Below are 18,620 nucleotides of genomic sequence, written 5' to 3'. Positions count from 1 at the left end.
CCGCCGTACGCGCTCGCCGCGCTGTGGGTGGTGCGGCACGGGCAGAGCACGGCGAACGCGGCGTACGAGGAGGCCGAGCGGACGGGGTCGACGGTGCCCCTGCCGGGCCGCGGCGCGGACGTCCCCCTCTCCGACCTGGGCCGCGCCCAGGCCGGGGCACTGGGTGGGTGGTTGGCGGGGTCGGCCGGGCCCGCCGGCCCGGATCTGGTGGTGTGCTCGCCGTATGTGCGGGCGCGGCAGACCTGGGAGGTGATGGCGGGACATCCCGGTGTGGTCCCGCCGCCGCTGCTGGTCGACGAGCGGCTGCGGGACCGGGAGATGGGGATCTTCGAGATGCACCCGCCGGCCGCGTTGCGGGCCCGCGCACCGGAGGAGGCGGCCCGGCGGGCCCGGGTCGGCGAGTGGTTCTACCGCCCGCCGGGCGGTGAGGCGCTCGCCGATGTGGTGCTGCGGGTACGGGACTTCGTCGGCGAACTGGACCGCGTCGCGCCCGGCCGTCGTGTCCTCCTGATCGCCCACGACGCGATCGCGGTCGCCGTCCGTCTCGTGTGCGCGGGGCTCGGCGCGACGGCCCCCGACCGGCTGCCGCCCGTCCCCAACGCCTCGGTCTCGCGGTGGGAGAACGACGGGCGGCGGTTGCGGCCGGCGGAGTGGGGCGACACGACGCACCTCGCCCCGCCGGGACCGGCCGGCACCCCCGCTACACCGCCACGGTGAGCGTGGCCGTGTACCCCTTGTCGGTGCTGCCCTCGACGGTGGCGAGCTGCTGGTCGTAGCCGTCGCGGAAGACCATGTCGGTCTCCAGGGACAGCTCGCCGAGGTTCCCGGCGCTGTCGCCGTAGCCGTCCGTCGCGTACACGGTGTCGCAGACGTCCTTGGGGAAGGCGAGCTGTGAGGTCACGGCGATGTCCCGGGTGGCGGTGGCGTCCTCGAGGCTGTCGTAGACCTCGAAGTGGATGTGGGGCCAGCGGCCGGGGTAGCAGCCGGGGAAGATCGAGGTGAAGGTGAGCCGGCCCTCGGCGTCGGTCTCCTGGACGCCGCGCAGGTAGTTCTCCTCGGTGACGCCGTCGGAGTAGAGGGAGTACCTGCCCTCCCGGTCGCACTGCCACAGGTAGACGGCCGCGCCCTTCTTCGGGGCGTCGCAGCCGGAGGCCTGGTCGACGACCGTCAGCGTGATCGTCAGCGGGATGCCTTCGGCGACACCGTTCGAGGAGCCGACGCTTCGGGTGATGTCGCGCCGGACGACACCGCTCTCCTCCAGGACGTTGGGGCCGTTGGAGCCGTCACCGGGGTACGGCCCTTCCGTCTCGCTCGGGATGACCTCGCAGTCGGCGCCGGAGGTGCCGGACGAGGACGAGGAGGACGAGGAGGACGAGCCGGAGGAGGCCGGGTCCGCGGCGGAGCCGCCGGAGTCGTCCGAGGAACAGGCCGCGACCAGCGGGATCATGCTCGCGCCGGCCAGCAGCCCGAGCATGCGGCGGCGGGCGAACACGGGCAGGTCGTACGAGAGCCCTCTGTCGAACTCGTCGTCGTGGTGGTGGTCGTGACCGTGACCGTGCGTCCGGCCGCCGCCGCTCTGGGGTGCTGTGCTCATCTACGGAACCGCGCTTTCCGAATGTTCCCGTCATGGAATGCGCGTGATGCTATGAGCAATTCCTGTGTGCTTCCCAGGCCTTCCCCATGAAGCGGGCGTCGGGCCGCGTCACCGAGCGGCCGCGTGTCACCGCGCCACCGCCGACAGCACCACGAGCGCGAACAGCACGACGGGCGTCACGATCATCGTGCCAAGGTGGACGAGCCACGTCCGCGTCATCCGCAACACCGGGAACAGGACCAGCCCGCCGAGGAACCAGTACCCGTAGATCCGGGCCGCGAGCTCTCCCGCCTCGGTCTCCTCGGCCCGGGTGGTGGGCTCCACGAACAGCGCGCCGACGGCCACCAGGAGCAGCACACAGCACATGACCACGTTCGCGGCCCCGACGCCGACGGCGACCCGCCGGTCCTCAGTCCCCCGGGCCATGGACGGCGTCTCCCTTGAACCAACGCACCTCGACGGCAGTCACGGTCCCCCTCCGACACTTGCGCGACGACATCGTTCACTCCTGCGAGTGAATACGCCAACTCGCCTTGCTGTGAGCATATTTGTCCGCCATATGCTCACGCTCAAGAGCGACGAAAGGACTCGGCGGAACCCTATGGTCAGTTCCCCTCATGAGGCCATGCACCGGATCTTCCAGCAGGATCTAGGCGTCTTCGCCCGCGCGGTTCGGGCACTCGGCATCCCTTCGACGATCCGATCTCGGCCACACCGTTCTGCACCGACCTCACGGAGCACCGTCCTCTGGAACGGAGGGTGGACACACTGCTGAACGTCGAGACGAAGCGCGGCAGGTTCCTTCTGGCCGTGGAGGCTCAGGGAAAGAAGGTCCCCGACAAACCGAGGAACTGGGCCTACTACCTGGCGCACCTGCACGCGAAGTACGAGGTGCCCGCGGTGCTCCTCGTCGTGTGCGACAGCAGGAGCACGGCCGCCTGGGCGTCCGGGACCGTCGACTTCGGACCGCCCGAGTGGCCCTCCCTCACCCTGCGCCCCCTCGTCCTCGGGCCGGACGACGTACCGGTCGTCGACGACCCGGTGAAGGCTCGCCAGGACATCCCGCTGACCGTTCTGTCCGCTGTCCTGCACCGCCGCGACCCGCAGGCCGATGCCATACTCAAAGTACTGGTAGACGCTCTGAAGGGCCTGGAAGCCCGCGATCCCGACACTGCGACGATCTTCGTTGAACTGACATCTCAGGGGCTGGGTGAAGCGCCGGCCGCCGACACCTGGAGGGCACTCATGACCGACCTCTCGTTCTTCACGTCGCCGATCTCCGAGGAGATCCGGGCGGAGGGCAGGGCAGAAGGCAAGGCCGAGGGCATCCTGCTGCTCCTCGACGGTCGCGAGGTCCCCGTGTCCGCCACCGATCGCGACCGCATCACGTCCTGCCACGACCTCGCCACCCTCAACCTCTGGTTCACCCGCGCGATCACGGCCACATCCGTCGCCGAGGTGTTCGCCGAGGAGTGACCCCGGCCGTCGCCGCGTGATCAGCTTGGCGGGTGGAGACCATCATCGCCAGTGGCATAGCCGTGCTCGGGACGCTGCTCGGGTCGGGACTGACGCTCGCCTTCCAGCAACGCGCCACCGACCGCACCCACGAGTTCACCCGCCGCGAGAAACTCCGCCAGGAACGCCTCGACGCCTATTCCGTGTACGCCGGCGCGCTGATCAACTACCGCCGCGCCCTGGTCCACCTGTGGTTCTGCGAGCACGAACAGCCCCCGCCCGAGGACCCCGACGCGGTCCGGGTCCGCGCGTACGACCTGCGGTCCGCCGCGCAGGAGGCGCTGTTCCGCGTACAGATGCTCACGGCCGACGAGGAACTGGGCCGAGCCGCCGAGACCGTCCTCGCCGAGGTCACCGCCGTCCACAAGACCGACAACAGGCCGGAGTTCGTCGAACGCCGGGTACGGACCCGGGACGGGATCGCGCACCTCATCAACACCGCCAAACAGCACCTCTAGGCGCCGACGGCCCCCGCGCCCCTGCCCCTCACGCCCCACCGTCCGGTCCTCACGCCCCCCGCCGTCCGGTCTCACGCCCCCACCGTCCCGTTCACCCCCTCCCGCAGGAAGTCCGCGTGGCCGTTGTGGCGGCCGTACTCCAGCAGGACGTGGATCATGACCATGCGGAGCGAGACCTCCTCGTCCCAGCGCGGCTGGCGGCCGACGAGGTCCAGGGACTCCGCCTCCCGTTCGATCCGCCGCGAGGTCTCCACCTCCGCCTCCCACGCCCCGAACGCCTCCGCCCGCGTCGAGGCGCTCGCGTCGTACGCCGCCTGGAAGTCGATCTCCTTCGACCACACCATCGGCGCGTCGTGATCCTCGAAGACCCGGCGGAACCAGGCGCGTTCCACCTCCGCCATGTGCCGTACGAGACCCAGCAGGGTCAGCGTGGACGGCGGCATCGACCGCCGCCGCAGCTCCTCGTCCGTGAGTCCCGCGCACTTCATGGCGAGCGTGGCGCGGTGGTAGTCGAGGAAGGCGCGGAGCGTCTCGCGCTCGGTGCCCCGGTGGGGCGGCCCCACGCGGTCGTCACGGGTTCCCCGGGGGGTCTGCTGTGTCTGCTGCGTCTGTTCGGTCATCCCTCATGCCTACCCCGACATGCGAGAGCCGGTGAGGGCCCGTCCCCACGGGCCCTCACCGGCGGTCCTTCCCGCGCGTCAGACGCGTACCAGCGGCCGGTCCTTGTCCTCGTCCTTGTCCTCGTCGTCCTCGGCCCGCTTCCCGGCCGCGTCGTCGTGCGCCCGCAGGCCCTCACCCTCGACGTCGACGTTGGGCAGCGCGCGGTCGAGCCACTTCGGCAGCCACCAGGCCTTGTCGCCCAGGAGGGCGAGGACGGCCGGGACGATGGCCATGCGGACGACGAACGCGTCGAAGAAGACGGCGATGGCGAGACCGAAGCCGATCATCTTGATCATCGACTCGCCGGAGCCGATGAAGCCGGCGAAGACGGCCATCATGATCGCCGCGGCGGCCGCGACCACCCGGGCGCTGTACTTGAAGCCGGTCACCACGGCTTGGTGCGGGTTCTCGCCGTGGACGTACGCCTCACGCATCCGGGTCACGAGGAACACCTCGTAGTCCATCGCCAGGCCGAAGACGACACCCACCATGAAGATCGGCATCATCGACATGATCGGGCCGGTCTCCTCGACCCCGATGAGCCCCGCCAGCCAGCCCCACTGGAAGACCGCGACCACGGCACCGAGCGCGGCCAGCACGCTGAGCAGGAAGCCGAGGGCCGCCTTCAGCGGCACCAGGATCGACCGGAAGATCACGATCAGCAGGAGGAAGGCGAGTCCCACCACCAGCGCCAGATACGGGATCAGCGCGTCGGTGAGCTTCTGCGAGAAGTCGATGTTCATCGCCGTCGCGCCGGTGACCAGCACCTTCGCGTCCGTGTCGGCCGCCACGCCGGCGCCCGCGTCACGGATGGCGTGCACCAGGTTCTCGGTCTGCGTGGAGGACGGCTTGGACTCCGGGATGACCGTGATCATCGCGGTGTCACCGGCCTTGTTGAACGTCGCCGGGGTCACCGTCACGACGTCGCCGAGACCCTTGATCTCGTCGGTGACCGCGCTGGCGGCCTCCTTCGGGGACGCGCTGTCCTTGGCGTCGACGACGACCATCAGGGGACCGTTGAAGCCGGGCCCGAAGCCCTCGGAGAGCAGGTCGTACGCCCGGCGCTGCGTGGTGGACGTCGGCTGCGAGCCGTCGTCGGGCAGGCCCAGTTCGAGCTGGGTGGCCGGCAGTGCGACCGCCCCCAGACCGACCACGCCGAACAGCAGCACGGCGATCGGACGACGCACGACGAAGCTCGCCCAACGGGTGCCCAGACTGGGCTTGACCACGGCGGAGCCCCCGGCAGAGCCTTCGGCGGAGTCCACCGGAGCGCCCTTGCCCGCGCCGCCCCCGCCGGAGCCCTTCGCCTTGCGCCGCCCCAGCAGTCCGCCCAGTCCGCCCTTCTCGTCGGCCGGCCGGACCTTGCGGCCCGCGTAGCCGAGCAGCGCCGGGATCATGGTGAGGGCGATGAGGACCGCGACGACGACCGTGCCCGCCGCGGCGAGACCCATCTTGGTCAGCATCGGGACGTTGACGACCGCGAGACCGGCGAGCGCGATCACGACCGTGAGTCCCGCGAAGACCACCGCCGAGCCGGCGGTGCCGACGGCCCGCCCGACCGCGTCCTCGCGTTCCCGGCCCTCGGCCAGCTCGGAGCGGTAGCGGGAGACGATGAACAGCGCGTAGTCGATGCCGACCGCGAGCCCGATCATCAGGGCGAGCGTGGAGGTGGTGTCGCCGAGGTCGAGCGCGCTCGCGAGGGCGGTGATCGTGGAGACGCCGATGCCGACGCCGATGATCGCCGTCAGCAGCGGCAGCCCGGCCGCCACGAGCGAGCCCAGGGTGATGACGAGGACGACGGCGGCGATGGCCAGGCCGATGATCTCGCCGGCGACGGCCGTCTCGGGCTCGGCCTGGAGGGCGTCACCGCCCATCTCGACGGTCAGCCCGGCGTCCTGCGCCTTGTGCGCGGTGGCCTCCAGCGCCTCCCGGGAGGAGTCCTTCAGCTCCATGGCCGGGACGTCGTACGTCACCGAGGCGTAGGCGGTCGTCCCGTCGCGGCTGACCGCCCGGGTGGTGAAGGGGTCGCTGACGGAGACGACCTCGGAGCCGTCGCCCAGTTCCGCGACGGTCTTCTCGACGATCGCCTTGTTGGCGGCGTCGGCCATCTTCTCGCCCTCGGGCGCCTTGAAGACGACCCGGGCGGTGGCGCCGTCGGCGCTCATCCCGGGGTAGCGCTCTTCCAGCAGGTCGAAGGCCTTCTGGGCCTCGGTGCCGGGGATGGAGAAGGACGACGAGCCCGCGGCGGGCGCGGAGGCGGCGCCGACGCCCGCGAGCGTCAGCAGAGCCACCCAGACGAGGACGGCGAAGTGTCGTCGCCGGAAGGCGAGTCGGCCGAGTTTGTAGAGGAATGTGGCCACGGGGGCGTACTCCCGTTCAGGTCGTGAGGTGCAGGAGGGCAGGACGGATCAGCCCGTGCCGTGGGGAGGAAGGAGGCAGGGCGGGGTGTGGTGGGGCAGGGGTGATCAGCCCGACGACATGAGCGGTGGGTCGAACGGGGTTCGTGCCGTACTAAGGGGAACTAGTGAGGGGTCGACACGCCGAGCGAGGGGAGGACGACGGCGTCGAGGTAGGACCTGAGGAAGCTCTGCGTGGGCGGCTGATCCTCGATCATGCCCCGCGCGACGAAGGCGCCGACGAACATGTGCACCACGTAGTCGATGGCGGGGTTGTCCGGACGGACCTCGCCCCGGTCGACGGCGCGCTGCATCACGCGGCGGAGTTCCAGCATCTCCGGCTCGATGATCAGTTCACGGAAGGCCTTCAGCAGGTCAGGATTTCCGTGCACCGCCATGGCCAGACCCCGCATCAGCGCGTTGTTCTGTTCCATGGTGCAGTCGTCGGTGGTCATCACCAGGGCGTGCAGGTCGCCCCGCAGGGATCCGGTGTCGACCGAGCCGATGTCGGAATGCGGCTTGTTGTGCCGCATCGCCCGCGCGACCAGCTCGGCCTTGCCGCCCCACTGGCGGTAGAGGGTGGCCTTGCTGGACCGGGTGCGGGCGGCGACGGCGTCCATGGTGAGGGCGTCGTAGCCGACCTCCCGGAGCAGGTCGAGGACGGCCGCGTAGAGCTCGGCCTCGCGCTCGGGCGTGATCCGACTGCGGCGCGCCGTCGCGGTCTCAGTCATGTCACTCCCCTTGCTGCGGTTGTGCGTTCGAGGACGACAGGCTACCGGCCGTGCGGCACGGCACGGGTGACACCGGCCGGACGCCCGCTCCCGAACGAAACGGTTTCGTACGCTTAAACGATAGCGCGGGATGCGAAGAAAACGAAACCGTTTCGTACGTGCGCTGGGTCACGCCGTCGGTCACCCGGCAGGGGGTGCGGCGCGTGAGAAGTTGCCGGTGCCTCCCGACCGGAAAAGCATGGGTGGGTGAGCGACAGCTACGAGCAAGGAACGCGCCGGGACTCCGGCTACCTCCGCCACCCCCACCTCAGCGGCGACCACCTCTGCTTCGTCGCCGAGGACGACCTGTGGCTGGCCCCCCTGGACGGCTCGGAACGCGCCTGGCGGCTCACCGTCGACCGTACGAAGGTCGCCACGCCGCGCTTCTCGCCCGACGGACGGCACATCGCGTACACGAGCTGGCGGAGCATCCTCCCGGAGATCCATCTGATCCCGGTGGACGGCGGCGCCCCCTCGCGCCGGCTCACCCACTGGGGCAGCCCCGACACCGAGGTCCGCGGCTGGACCCCGCCGGACCGGGAGGGCCACTCGGACATCCTGGCCGTCGCCTCCCACGGCGAGCCGTTCTCGTACTTCACCTGGGCCTACAAGGTCCGCCCGGACGGCGAGCCCGGCCGCAAGCTCCCCTGGGGCCCGGTCGCCGACATCCAGTCCGCCGAGATCGACGGCGAGCGCCGCACCCTGCTGCTGACCGGCACGCCCCCGCACGAACCGGCCTCCTGGAAGCGCTACCGGGGCGGCGCCACGGGCCGCCTCTGGCTGCACGGCGAGCGGCTGCTTGCCGACCTCGACGGGCATCTGCACTCCCCCATGTTCGTCGGCGGCCGGATCGCCTTCCTCTCCGACCACGAGGGCGTCGGCAACCTCTACTCCTGCGCCCACGACGGCTCCGACCTGCGCCGCCACACCGACCACGACGCGTTCTACGCCCGGCACGCGGCGAGCGACGGCACCCGGGTGGTGTACCAGTGCGCGGGCGAGGTGTGGCTCGTCGACGACCTCGCCGCCGACGCCGTCCCGCGCCGGCTCGACGTACGGCTCGGCGGTGCGCGCACCGGGCGGCGGCCGTACCAGGTGCCGGCCGCGCAGCACGTCGACGGCATCTCCGTGGACGGCACGGGCCGCGCGAGCGCGGTCGTCGTGCGCGGCAGCCTGTACTGGCTGACCCACCGCGACGGCCCCGCCCGGACCATCGCCGACACCCCGGGCGTCCGCGTCCGGCTGCCGGAGATGCTGGGCTCCAGCGGCCGGGTGGCGTACGTGACGGACGCGGACGGCGAGGACGCGATCGAGATCGCCCACCTCCCCGGGGCCACCGGCCCGCGCGAGCCCCGCCGCCTCGCCTCCGGCGGCCTGGGCCGCGTCCTGGAGGTGGTCTCCGACCCGCGCGGCGAACGCCTCGCCGTCGCCGCGCACGACGGCCGCGTCCTGCTGCTGACGGTGCCCGACGAGGTGGCCGCCGCCGCGGGGACCGAGGAGGCCGACGGCGAGGTCACCGAACTCATCACCTCGCTCAACGGCCCCGTCCGCGACCTCGCCTTCTCCCCCGACGGCGCCTGGCTGGCCTGGTCCCACCCGGGCATCGGCCGCAGCCTGCGCCAGATCAAGATGGCCCGGATGAAGGACCGGACCGTCGTCGACGTCACCGGCGGACGCTTCGAGGACGAGAACCCGGTGTTCACCGGCGACGGCCGCTACCTCGCCTTCCTGTCCTGGCGCGGCTTCGACCCGGTGTACGACGTGCACACCGGCGACCTGTCCTTCCCGCTCGGCTGCCGCCCCTATCTGGTGCCGCTCTCCTCCGCCACGCCCTCTCCCTTCGCCCTGAACCCCGACGGCCGCCCGGTCGCCGGGGGCATGGACCCCACCGAGGACGAGAACACCGGCGGCACGGTGAGCGTGGAGACCGAGGGCCTGGAGAACCGCGTCACGCCGTTCCCGGTCACCGCCTCCAAGTACTCGGCGCTGTACCCGGTCGCGGGCGGCGGCCTGGTCTGGCTGCGGTGGCCGATCTCGGGCGCCCTGGGCGAGACCTTCGCCAACCCGGACGACATGACCGGGCGCCCCACCCTCGAGTACTTCAACATCAGCAAGGCGAAGAAGTCCGAACTCGTCGAGCACCTGGACTGGTTCGCCGTCAGCGGCGACGGCTCACGGCTCGTGGTCGTGGACGAGGGCGACCTGCGGGCCGTCCCCTCCACCGAGTCCGGCGACGGCGACACGACCGTCTGGATCGACCTGCGGCGCATCCCGCACGAGGTCGACCCGGGCGCCGAGTGGCGCCAGGCGTACGCGGAGGCCGGCCGGCTGATCCGCGCCTACTTCTGGGACCCGAGGATGAGCGGCATCGACTGGGACGGGGTCCTCGCCCAGTACCGCCCGCTGGTCGAACGGGTCGCCTCCCCCGACGAGTTCGCGGACCTGCTGCGGGAGGTGCTGGGTGAACTCGGCACCTCCCACGCCTATGTCTCCCCCGCCCGCCGCAACGAGGGCCCACCCCACTACCAGCGCCGCCAGGGCTTCCTCGGCGCCAACTTCGTCCGCCGGGGCGACGACTGGACGATCCGCCGCATCCTGCCCGGCGACTCCTCCGACTCCAAGGCACGCTCACCCCTGGCCGGCACCGGCATCCGGGAGGGCGCGGCCCTCACCCACGTCGACGGCCGCCCGGTGGACCCGACGACGGGCCCGTACCCCCTGCTGGTCGGCGCGGGCGGCACCACGGTCGAGCTGACGTTCACCCAGCCCGCCGCGCCCCACCCGTCCGAGGACGGCCCCGAGGACCCCGCCGAGACGGGCGTGCAGGACCGCCCCCGCCGCATCGCCGTGGTCCCCCTCACCGACGAACGCCCCCTGCGCTACCAGGACTGGGTCGCCAAACGCCGAGAGGTCGTACGGGAGTTGAGCGGCGGCCACTGCGGCTATCTGCACATCCCGGACATGGGCGGCTCCGGCTGGGCCCAGTTCAACCGCGACCTGCGCATGGAGGTCTCCCGGCCCGCCCTGATCGTCGACGTGCGCGGCAACGCGGGCGGCCACATCAGCGAGCTGGTGGTGGAGAAGCTGAGCCGCACGATCCTGGGGTGGGACCTGACGAGGAACGCCCAGCCGGTGTCGTACGCGTCGAGCGCCCCGCGCGGTCCCGTCGTCGCCCTGGCCGACGAGGCGACCTCCTCCGACGGTGACATGATCACCGCCGCGTTCAAACTGCTGCGGCTCGGCCCCGTCGTGGGGCTGCGCACCTGGGGCGGCGTCGTCGGCATGACCGGCCGCCACCAGCTCGGCGACGGCACGGTCATCACGGTCCCGATGAACGCCGCCTGGTTCGACGCGTACGGCTGGACCGTCGAGAACCGTGGTGTCACCCCGGACCTGGAGACCCTCCGCACCCCGCTGGACTGGGCCGAGGGCCGCAACACCCAGCTGGAGGCGGCGGTAGGCCTGGCCCTGGAACTCCTGAAGTCCCACCCCCCGGCGAACCCCCCGGACTACACGGGCGTCCCGAACAGGGCCCGCCCCGAACTGCCCCCGCGACCGCATTCGTAGCCCCCGCCCGGCCGACCCCCGGGGTCCTGGGGCCGCGCCGTCTCGATCACCAAGTCCCCGTCCCGAGCCGCCCCGGAACGCAAGAACGCGGGGCACCCTCCGGTGAAGGAGAGTGCCCCGCGGGTCACACGGCCGGGGCCGGGTGCGGGAGTCAGACGTCGAAGTCCTGGCGGACGCGGTCTTCCTCGTCCCGCATCAGGCGCTCCGACTCCTCGTCGCGCCGCCGCGCACCGCGCTCCGGCTGCCCGTGCTCGCGCTGCGGGCGGCCGTGCTCACGCTGCGGCTGACCGGGCTGCGGCTGACGCTGGGAGTCGCGCTGGGGCTCGCGCTCACCAGGCCGCTGAGCCCGCTGCCGCTCCTCCGGCGACTGCCCGGCCTTCCGCTTCAGCTGCTCAGCCTTGTCCTGGAACTGGTCCTTCATGCCCATGTGGTTTCACTCCCGTTTTGGGTGAGGGGATCGGGCCTCGACCAGACAAACACGCACGAACACACCCCGCATGTCGATCAGTCACGCTCGGTCATCAGGCGTCCGGCGCCCCGACCCCCCGCGTCCGCTCGTCCGCGGCCCCACCGGCGCCCACCAGCCCCTTGGCCACCCCGCGCAGCCGGGGCTCCATCCGCCGCACCTCGCGCGGCGCGAACGTCCCTATGAGCCCCGGGAGATACCCGCGCACGCCCTGCATCCCGCGCAGCCACCACTGCCCGTACACATGACTCGACCGCCGCTCGATCCCGGCGACGAGCCGGTCCACGGCCGGCCCCAGCGGATACGTCTTCCCGGCCGGCCACGGCAGCCGCTCCCGCAACTCCCGCAGCGCCTCGTCCTTGTCGGCCCCGCGCACCATGTCCGTGTCGGTCCAGGACAGATACCCGACCCCGACGCCCACCCCCTGATGCCCGACCTCGGCCCGCAGACAGTGCGCGTACGCCTCGACGCCCGACTTGGACGCGCAGTACGCCGTCATCATCGGCGCCGGGGTGATCGCCGCGAGGGAGGCGATCTGCAGCAGATACCCCCGGCTCTCGATCAGCGCCGGCAGGAACGCCCGCCCGGTGACGGCCGATCCGACGAGGTTGACCTCGATGACCCGCCGCCAGGAGTCGGGGTCGGAGTCCACGAACGGCCCGCTGTTGGCGACGCCCGCGTTGGCGACGACGATGTCGACCCGCCCGAACCGCTCCTTCACCTCCGCCGCGACCCGCGTCATCGCCTCGTGGTCGGTCACATCGGCGTGCCAGAACTCGGCCTCCCCGTACAACCGTTCCGACACCCGCTTCAGCTCGTCCGGTTCGAGGCCGACGAGCGCGACCTTCACCCCGCGCACCGAGAGCTTGCGCGCGAGGAGCTCCCCGACGCCCCGCGCGGCGCCGGTGACGACCGCGACCCGCCCCTCCAGGGTGCTGCCGTTGCTCATGCGCCCGCCTCCTCCAACTCGTCCCGTCCAGCACGTACGTACATCGCCACCAGCTCGCGTATGCGCGCGGTGACCGCTTCCGGTGCCTCCACCGGTGACATGTGTCCGACCCCGGTCAGCTCGCTCACGCCCACGCAGTCGGGCAGCGCGGCGGCCAGCGCCCGCGCGTGCACGGGCGGGGTCATCCGGTCCGCGGTGCCCACGACGACGGCCGTCGGCACCGTCAACGCCCTTACGCCGTGGTCGAGATCGAGTGAGTCGAGGACGTGCGACCAGGCGTGCCGCACCCTGGCCGGGCAGGCGTGCACGATCCGCGCGCACGCCTCGACCATCACCGGCGACGAACCGGGGCCCATCGTGGCGTACTTGAGGATCCGCCGGGCGACCGGCGTGACCGGCCCGAGCGGCGCCCGCGAGCCGAGGACCTTCCGGGTGAGCCAGGTCCGCAGGCGCCCCGGCCGCAGCGGCACGACCAGCGACTCGGCGACCAGCCCCGAACTGCCCGTGCTGCACAGCAGGACGGCCCCCGCGTGCTCCTGGAAGCCCGGCCGCCCGGCGGCAGCCATCAGGGTCATCCCGCCCATGGAGTGCCCGGCCAGCACCGCCTTCTCGCCCGGGGCGAGCGTCGCCGCGAGCACCGCCTCCAGATCGTCGGCGAGACCGTCGGCGGTGCACACGGCGGAGGCGGGACTGCGGCCGTGGCCGCGCTGGTCGTAGACGACGACCCGGTGGTCGACGGCGAGGTCGCGGACCTGCGCCGCCCAGTACGCCGTCGAGCAGGTCCAGCCGTGCACGAGCACCACGGCGGGGGCGCCCTCCGGCCCGTGGATCTCGACGTGCAGCCGCGCCCCGTCGGCGGAGACGGCCGCCAACTCCCGTACGGCGACGGGCGGCGCGTACGGCCCGTGCTTCACATGCGTCAGTCGGGTCACGCCCCGGCCTCCACCTTCTCCGTGTCCTGATCCGTGTCCGTCGCCTCGCCGCTGTTCTTCGTACCCGGCGGGGCCGGCCGCAGCACCTCGTACTCGCTCAGGTCGACCCGCCGGGTCGCGCCGCGGAACTCGGTGGTCGTGCCCGGCCAGACGGTCGTGTTGCGGCCGCTCGCGTCGAGGTACCAGCTGGTGCAGCCCCCGGTGTTCCACACCGTGCGCTCCATGCGCTTCTGCACCCGCGCGTTCCAGGCGTCCACGGCCGCGGGCCGCGCGTCGAGGGCCACCCGGCCGCCCAGCACGTCCAACTGCCGTACGTAGTCGGCCATGTAGTTGAGCTGGGACTCGATCATCAGGATCATGCTGGAGTTCCCGAGACCCGTGTTGGGCCCGATGATCGTCATCCAGTTCGGGAACCCGGCCGCCGACGCCCCCCGCAGCGACCGCATCCCCCCGTCCGCCCAGGACTCGGCGAGCGTGCGCCCGTCGGCGCCCACCACCCGGTCGGCGATGGGCATGTCGGTGACATGGAACCCGGTACCGAAGACGATCGCGTCGACGTCGGCGGCGGTCCCGTCGGCGGCGACGAGCGTGGAGCCGTCGACCTTGGCCAGTCCGGAGGCCACCACGTCGACGTTGGGCCGCGTGATCGCCGGATAGTAGGTGTTGGACAGCAGGATGCGCTTGCAGCCGATGCGGTAGTCCGGGGTGAGCCGGGCGCGCAGCTCGGGGTCCTTGACCGCCCGCGTCATGTGCCGCTTCGCCAACTGCTCCACCAGACCCAGCTGGTTGGGCCGCTTGGTGAAGGCCTGCACCTGCAACTCCCGTACGCCCCACAGCAGTCCGCGCCGGGCCCGGGCGGTGAGCGGCAGCTGCCTGTGCAGCCACTGCTCGGCCGCGCCGATGCTCCGGTCGACGCGGGGCAGCACCCAGGGCGGGGTCCGCTGGAAGAGGGTCAGCCGGCCGACCTCGGGCTGGATCGCCGGCACGATCTGGATCGCGGAGGCGCCCGTGCCGATCATCGCGACCCGCTTGCCGCGCAGGTCGTAACCGTGGTCCCAGCGGGCGGAGTGGAACACCTTGCCGGGGAAGGAGCCGAGTCCCGGCAGCTCGGCCTCGGTCGGCACCTTCGGGTCGGAGAGCGGCCCGGTGGCGGAGACGACGAAGTCGGCGCGGAGCGGCCCGCCGCCGGTCTCGATGTCCCAGCACAGCCGCTCCGCGTCCCAGGCCATCCTCGTCACCTCGGAGTCGAAGCGCAGATGCGGCCGCAGTCCGAAGACGTCCGTCACATGCTCCAGATAGGCCCGGATGTGCTCCTGCCCGGAGAAGGCGCGCGGCCAGGGGAAGTCGGGCGCGAACGAGAACGAGTAGAGATGGGACGGCACGTCACAGGCGCACCCGGGGTAGTCGTTGTCGCGCCAGGTGCCACCGACCGATCCCGCCCGCTCCAGGACGACGAAGTCGGTGATCCCCTCGCGCCGCAGCCGTACGGCGGCCCCGAGCCCGCCGAACCCGGACCCGATCACCGCCACCCTCACATGCGGCCGGTCCCCGCCCCCGGTCCCGCCCTTGTGCTCGCCCATCCGGTACCTCCACGCCTCATCGCGTGCGCACACCGCGTTCGCACCTAGTTCGCACCTACACGTCCGCGCCAGTAATCACTGGCGCAGTGGGAGCGTAGGGCAGGACCGTACCGATGGGTAGGGGTCACGCACTCTGGAGTTACCAGCGGTACGACATAGGCTGCGCGGGTGGCAGAAGACGGCGAGCGACACGAGTACCGCATGGAGGAGCTGGCCGAGGCGGCCGGCATCACCGTACGCACCCTGCGCTTCTACCGGGAGCGCAAACTGATCCCGCCGCCCCGCCGCGAGGGCCGCATCGCCTGGTACGACGACACACACCTGGCCCGGCTGCGCACGATCGCGGCCCTGCTGGAGCGCGGCCACACCCTCAGCGGCATAGCGGAGCTGGCGGAGGCCTTCGACGAGGGCCGCGACGTCGGCGACCTGCTCGGCCTCGGGGCACCCACCGAGGAGGTGCCGGTCCGCCTCACGCCCGAGGAACTCGCCGACCACTTCGGCGACCAGGCCACCTCGGAGAACCTCGCCGCCGCCCTCGACCTCGGCTACCTCGGCACCGACGGCGGCGACATCGTCCACATCAGCCGCCGTCTCCTCGAGGTATCGGCCGCGCTGGTCCGCGAGGGCGTTCCCCTCGCCGACGTCCTCAGCGCCGGCCGCCGCGTCCGCGAACACGCCGACGCCCTGGCCACCCTCTTCACCGACCTCATCCTCACCCAGCCCGGCCGCACCCCCGAGGACCTCCACCGCCTACGCCCCCTGGCGAAGAGCGTGGCGGAGGCGGAACTCTCCCTGGCGCTGGACCGCCGGCTGCGCCGAACGAACCGGGGCGAGGGGGATCACTGACCGAAGCCCTGGCGAGAGGCCGGCTCCCGGCCGATCAGAGGTCGTAGACCACCGTCACCGGCGCGTGGTCCGACCAGCGCTCCGCATGGGTCGCGGCCCGCTCCACGAACCCCTTGACCGCCTTGCCGGCGAGCCCGGCCGTTGCCACGTGGTGATCGATGCGCCAACCGGTGTCGTTGTCGAAGGCCCGCCCCCGGTAGGACCACCAGGTGTAGGGCCCTTCGACGTCGGGGTGCAGGGCGCGCAGCACATCGACGTACGCCCCGTCCGCCTCGTCGAACACCCGCCCGAGCCAGGCCCGCTCCTCCGGCAGGAACCCGGAGTTCTTCTGGTTCGCCCGCCAGTTCTTGAGGTCGGCCGGCTGGTGGGCGATGTTCCAGTCGCCGCAGACCACCACCTCGCGCCCGTCGGCGGCGGCCCGCTCGCGCAGCTCCTTCAGATAGGCGAGGAACTCGTCCATGAACCGGACCTTCTCGTCCTGCCGCTCGGTCCCGACCTCGCCGGAGGGAAGGTAGAGACTGGCCACGGTGACCCCGGGCAGGTCGGCCTCGACGTACCGCCCGCTGCCGTCGAACTCGGCCGACCCGAAGCCGATCCTGACCCGGTCGGGCTCACGGCGGCTGTAGAGCGACACCCCGGCACGGCCCTTGGCGGCGGCCGGGGCGTGCACGACGTGCCACCCCTCGGGCTGCCGCACCCCGGCGGGGAGCTGCTCCGGTTCGGCCCGCACCTCCTGGAGGCACAGCACGTCCGCCGAGGTCCCGGCGAGCCACTCCACGAAGCCCTTCTTCGCGGCGGCCCGCAGCCCGTTCACATTCACAGAGGTCACAGTCAGCACCCGGGCACGATACCCGCACCTTGGACAGGGTCCAGTTTCCGACGAAGATCACACCGGGAGCACACGCACCATGGAGAGAGCCTGGAGCATGCGCATGCATAGATGTACGATGCTTGACATGATTATCCGCCGGGTCCCCTTCGACCACCCCGACGCCGTCAAGCTCAACGACGAGGTCCAGGCCGAGTACAGCGTCCGCTACGGCGACGACGGCGACGCGACCTTCATGGACCCGGCACACTTCGCCCCGCCCGCCGGGCTGTACCTGATCGCCTACGACGAGCACGGCAGCCCCCTCGCCACGGGCGGCTGGCGCACCCAGGACACCAACGACGAGGGGTACCAGGACGGGGACGCCGAGATCAAGCGGATGTACGTCACGCCCGGCGCGCGCGGCCTGGGGCTGGCCCGCCGCATACTCGCCGAACTGGAGGCCGACGCCCGCGCCGGCGGCCGCACCCGCATGGTCCTGGAGACCGGCGCCAAGCAGCCCGAGGCCGTGGCCCTCTACACCTCCAGCGGCTACGAGCCCTGCGCGAAGTTCGGCCACTACCGCTTCCACGAACTGAGCCTGTGCTTCGCCAAGCCGCTCCACCCCTGACGCGGGCCCGGTAAATCCCGGTGCCCGCCGGGGTGTCGGGCCCCTACGGTGTGCCCGTGAAGAAGAACACCCGCCTCCGCCGTCTCGTCGTGGGCGACACCACCTGGCACTGGACCGTCCGCCAACGCTCCAACGTCGCCTACGACCACTGCCACCTGAAGCTGTCGCTCTACCCCGACGGCTCGCGGGGCCGCCGCCTGGTCCTGCTCTTCAGCCCGTCGGAGAACCGCGTCGTGTCGAACTGCTACTTCGACTCCGGCGCCCTGGTCCGCCGCTCGGACCACACCTACCTCAACCTTCACGAGCCCGGCACGGTCCGCCGCCTCCTGGACGCCGCGGCCCCGACCCTGGACCTCCACCCCGCCACCCGGCAGCTCGAACTGGACGGCTGGCCCTACTTCGACGCCATCGCACCCCTCGATGCGAACTACAGGCACCAGGGTTGCTGACGTCTCCTGGGCTGGTCGGGAAGCCTGTGAGGGGCACCGACAGTCGATGCGGTCAGCGTGGCTGCTGCACTCCGCTGCTGTACTGCAACGGCCACGCCTTCGGGCTGTCCTCAGCCTGGTTACGCCTGCGGCTTGCGGCGCCGACGCTTCGCAGTCCCCGAAGACTTCGACGTGACGTCGTGGGCCCAGAGAGTGCCGACCGATGAGACCGGTGGTTTTCCAGTCGGCACCCGGCGCTTACGACGCCTGGCCTGGCTCGGCAGCATCGGATCGCGAGGCGGCTGGGGCCTCACGCCCTTCAGACACGGAAGACACCACCACTTCCCTGCGATGCGGCTGGTGCCGTCTCCCTCACATTGATGCGCTTTGCGGCCTCGATGACTCTGGCTGCACTGACACTTCATGCTGCCCCCCCCACCCCCGCAGCTGATAGCCACAACGGGAGCTCCCTTGTACCACCGGCTGGGCTCGCATGGAATGAGGTCGGCGGAACTCAATGGTTGGGTTAAGGCGACGGGCGCCAGCCCTCAGTGAGGACGGCGCCCGCGCTAGATGCAGGCTTTGAGGTCTGGCCTCATCCTTATCAGGTCGATCACAGGGGACTGCCGGCGTCGATCAACCCAGCCTGCGCGTCGGCAGATCGTCCGCTGAGGTCCGCCGCCGAGCACGGGCCGCCGCGGCCACGCGCACCAGGCTCTCGCCCTTCTGAACCGGGACCTGGCGGTGACGCTTTCCCAGCTGGAACCCCTGCAACTGCTGGCCCTTCCGTCCCACGATGCGGGTGAGCCGGAGAACGTCCACGTCGCCATGGCCGACGACCAGTGGCACGGCAACCACCTGGACCCGAACTCACAGGACAGCCTTGCCTCTGCACTGGCGAGCGTCGCCGATGCCGCGCAGGAGACCGTCATGGAGCTTCTGTGGCAGGCGTGGCCCCTGTGCCCCGAGCATGGCCTGGGCATGCATCTGCCGGAGGACGTGGAGGAACGACTGTCCTGG

Annotated in this window: 17 protein-coding genes and 1 pseudogene; 7 read left to right on the top strand and 11 right to left on the bottom strand. The window is 71.6% G+C overall.

The window, feature by feature from the left end; translation table 11 throughout:
- Nucleotides 1-27: 27 nt before the first annotated feature.
- Nucleotides 28-717, top strand: coding sequence for a histidine phosphatase family protein (locus tag HW837_RS35315; protein WP_045556432.1), 690 nt, complete (start codon nucleotides 28-30; stop codon nucleotides 715-717).
- Here HW837_RS35315 and HW837_RS35310 read toward each other — a convergent pair.
- On the bottom strand, nucleotides 701-1,594 hold the full coding sequence (locus tag HW837_RS35310; protein ID WP_045556220.1) for an intradiol ring-cleavage dioxygenase: 894 nt from the start codon (nucleotides 1,592-1,594) through the stop codon (nucleotides 701-703). The genes HW837_RS35315 and HW837_RS35310 overlap by 17 nt on opposite strands.
- A gap of 126 nt (nucleotides 1,595-1,720) precedes the next feature.
- A complete protein-coding gene (locus tag HW837_RS35305) occupies nucleotides 1,721-2,020 on the bottom strand; it encodes a hypothetical protein (protein WP_193380328.1) in 300 nt (99 codons plus the stop codon).
- A gap of 175 nt (nucleotides 2,021-2,195) precedes the next feature.
- Here HW837_RS35305 and HW837_RS35300 point away from each other — a divergent pair.
- Nucleotides 2,196-3,070: pseudogene (locus tag HW837_RS35300) on the top strand (hypothetical protein).
- A 32-nt stretch (nucleotides 3,071-3,102) separates the two neighbouring features.
- Nucleotides 3,103-3,567: a hypothetical protein gene (locus HW837_RS35295; RefSeq protein WP_045556217.1), complete on the top strand. Its 465-nt coding sequence runs from the start codon at nucleotides 3,103-3,105 to the stop codon at nucleotides 3,565-3,567.
- 71 nt (nucleotides 3,568-3,638) lie between these two features.
- Here the strand turns inward: HW837_RS35295 and HW837_RS35290 are convergent, their stop codons facing one another.
- From HW837_RS35290 to HW837_RS35280, 3 genes are all read right to left on the bottom strand, one after another.
- Nucleotides 3,639-4,187, bottom strand: coding sequence for a DinB family protein (locus tag HW837_RS35290; RefSeq protein ID WP_045556216.1), 549 nt, complete (start codon nucleotides 4,185-4,187; stop codon nucleotides 3,639-3,641).
- A 78-nt stretch (nucleotides 4,188-4,265) separates the two neighbouring features.
- Nucleotides 4,266-6,587 (bottom strand): MMPL family transporter, encoded by a 2,322-nt coding sequence (locus HW837_RS35285; protein WP_193380329.1) that lies wholly within the window; start codon nucleotides 6,585-6,587, stop codon nucleotides 4,266-4,268.
- Between the two features lie 161 nt (nucleotides 6,588-6,748).
- On the bottom strand, nucleotides 6,749-7,354 hold the full coding sequence (locus tag HW837_RS35280; protein ID WP_045556214.1) for a TetR/AcrR family transcriptional regulator: 606 nt from the start codon (nucleotides 7,352-7,354) through the stop codon (nucleotides 6,749-6,751).
- Nucleotides 7,355-7,600: 246 nt separating this feature from the next.
- Here HW837_RS35280 and HW837_RS35275 point away from each other — a divergent pair, with 246 nt between their 5' ends.
- On the top strand, nucleotides 7,601-10,960 hold the full coding sequence (locus HW837_RS35275) for a S41 family peptidase (RefSeq protein WP_193380330.1): 3,360 nt from the start codon (nucleotides 7,601-7,603) through the stop codon (nucleotides 10,958-10,960).
- Nucleotides 10,961-11,111: 151 nt separating this feature from the next.
- On the opposite strand, the gene HW837_RS35270 is transcribed toward HW837_RS35275, so the two are convergent.
- From HW837_RS35270 to HW837_RS35255, 4 genes are all read right to left on the bottom strand, one after another.
- Entirely contained in the window at nucleotides 11,112-11,387 is a 276-nt protein-coding gene (locus HW837_RS35270; RefSeq protein ID WP_045556212.1) for a hypothetical protein, read from the bottom strand.
- 94 nt (nucleotides 11,388-11,481) lie between these two features.
- Nucleotides 11,482-12,375: an SDR family oxidoreductase gene (locus HW837_RS35265; RefSeq protein ID WP_045556211.1), complete on the bottom strand. Its 894-nt coding sequence runs from the start codon at nucleotides 12,373-12,375 to the stop codon at nucleotides 11,482-11,484.
- The gene (locus HW837_RS35260) at nucleotides 12,372-13,307 is read right to left on the bottom strand and encodes an alpha/beta fold hydrolase (protein WP_193380331.1); all 936 of its coding nucleotides are present in this window, start codon (nucleotides 13,305-13,307) and stop codon (nucleotides 12,372-12,374) included. Before HW837_RS35260 ends, HW837_RS35265 begins: the two co-directional genes overlap by 4 nt.
- On the bottom strand, nucleotides 13,304-14,887 hold the full coding sequence (locus HW837_RS35255; protein WP_193380332.1) for a flavin-containing monooxygenase: 1,584 nt from the start codon (nucleotides 14,885-14,887) through the stop codon (nucleotides 13,304-13,306). Before HW837_RS35255 ends, HW837_RS35260 begins: the two co-directional genes overlap by 4 nt.
- A gap of 168 nt (nucleotides 14,888-15,055) precedes the next feature.
- Between HW837_RS35255 and HW837_RS35250 the strand changes: the two genes are divergently transcribed.
- Complete coding sequence (locus HW837_RS35250; RefSeq protein WP_060884369.1) at nucleotides 15,056-15,733, top strand: MerR family transcriptional regulator; 678 nt, start codon at nucleotides 15,056-15,058, stop codon at nucleotides 15,731-15,733.
- Between the two features lie 34 nt (nucleotides 15,734-15,767).
- On the opposite strand, the gene HW837_RS35245 is transcribed toward HW837_RS35250, so the two are convergent.
- Complete coding sequence (locus tag HW837_RS35245) at nucleotides 15,768-16,571, bottom strand: exodeoxyribonuclease III (protein WP_093791159.1); 804 nt, start codon at nucleotides 16,569-16,571, stop codon at nucleotides 15,768-15,770.
- 118 nt (nucleotides 16,572-16,689) lie between these two features.
- On the opposite strand from HW837_RS35245, the gene HW837_RS35240 reads away from it, so the two are divergent.
- Both HW837_RS35240 and HW837_RS35235 read left to right on the top strand, forming a co-directional pair.
- On the top strand, nucleotides 16,690-17,172 hold the full coding sequence (locus HW837_RS35240; RefSeq protein ID WP_045556206.1) for a GNAT family N-acetyltransferase: 483 nt from the start codon (nucleotides 16,690-16,692) through the stop codon (nucleotides 17,170-17,172).
- 56 nt (nucleotides 17,173-17,228) lie between these two features.
- Nucleotides 17,229-17,621 (top strand): hypothetical protein, encoded by a 393-nt coding sequence (locus tag HW837_RS35235; RefSeq protein ID WP_045556431.1) that lies wholly within the window; start codon nucleotides 17,229-17,231, stop codon nucleotides 17,619-17,621.
- A gap of 615 nt (nucleotides 17,622-18,236) precedes the next feature.
- Here HW837_RS35235 and HW837_RS35230 read toward each other — a convergent pair.
- Nucleotides 18,237-18,449 (bottom strand): hypothetical protein, encoded by a 213-nt coding sequence (locus HW837_RS35230; protein WP_193380333.1) that lies wholly within the window; start codon nucleotides 18,447-18,449, stop codon nucleotides 18,237-18,239.
- Nucleotides 18,450-18,620: the final 171 nt, after the last annotated feature.

The organism is Streptomyces caniscabiei, from assembly GCF_014930365.1.
Taxonomy (GTDB): Bacteria; Actinomycetota; Actinomycetes; order Streptomycetales; family Streptomycetaceae; genus Streptomyces; species Streptomyces caniscabiei.
The sequence above is the reverse complement of the archived record's forward strand: the minus strand, read 5'-3'. Positions and strand labels throughout refer to the sequence as shown.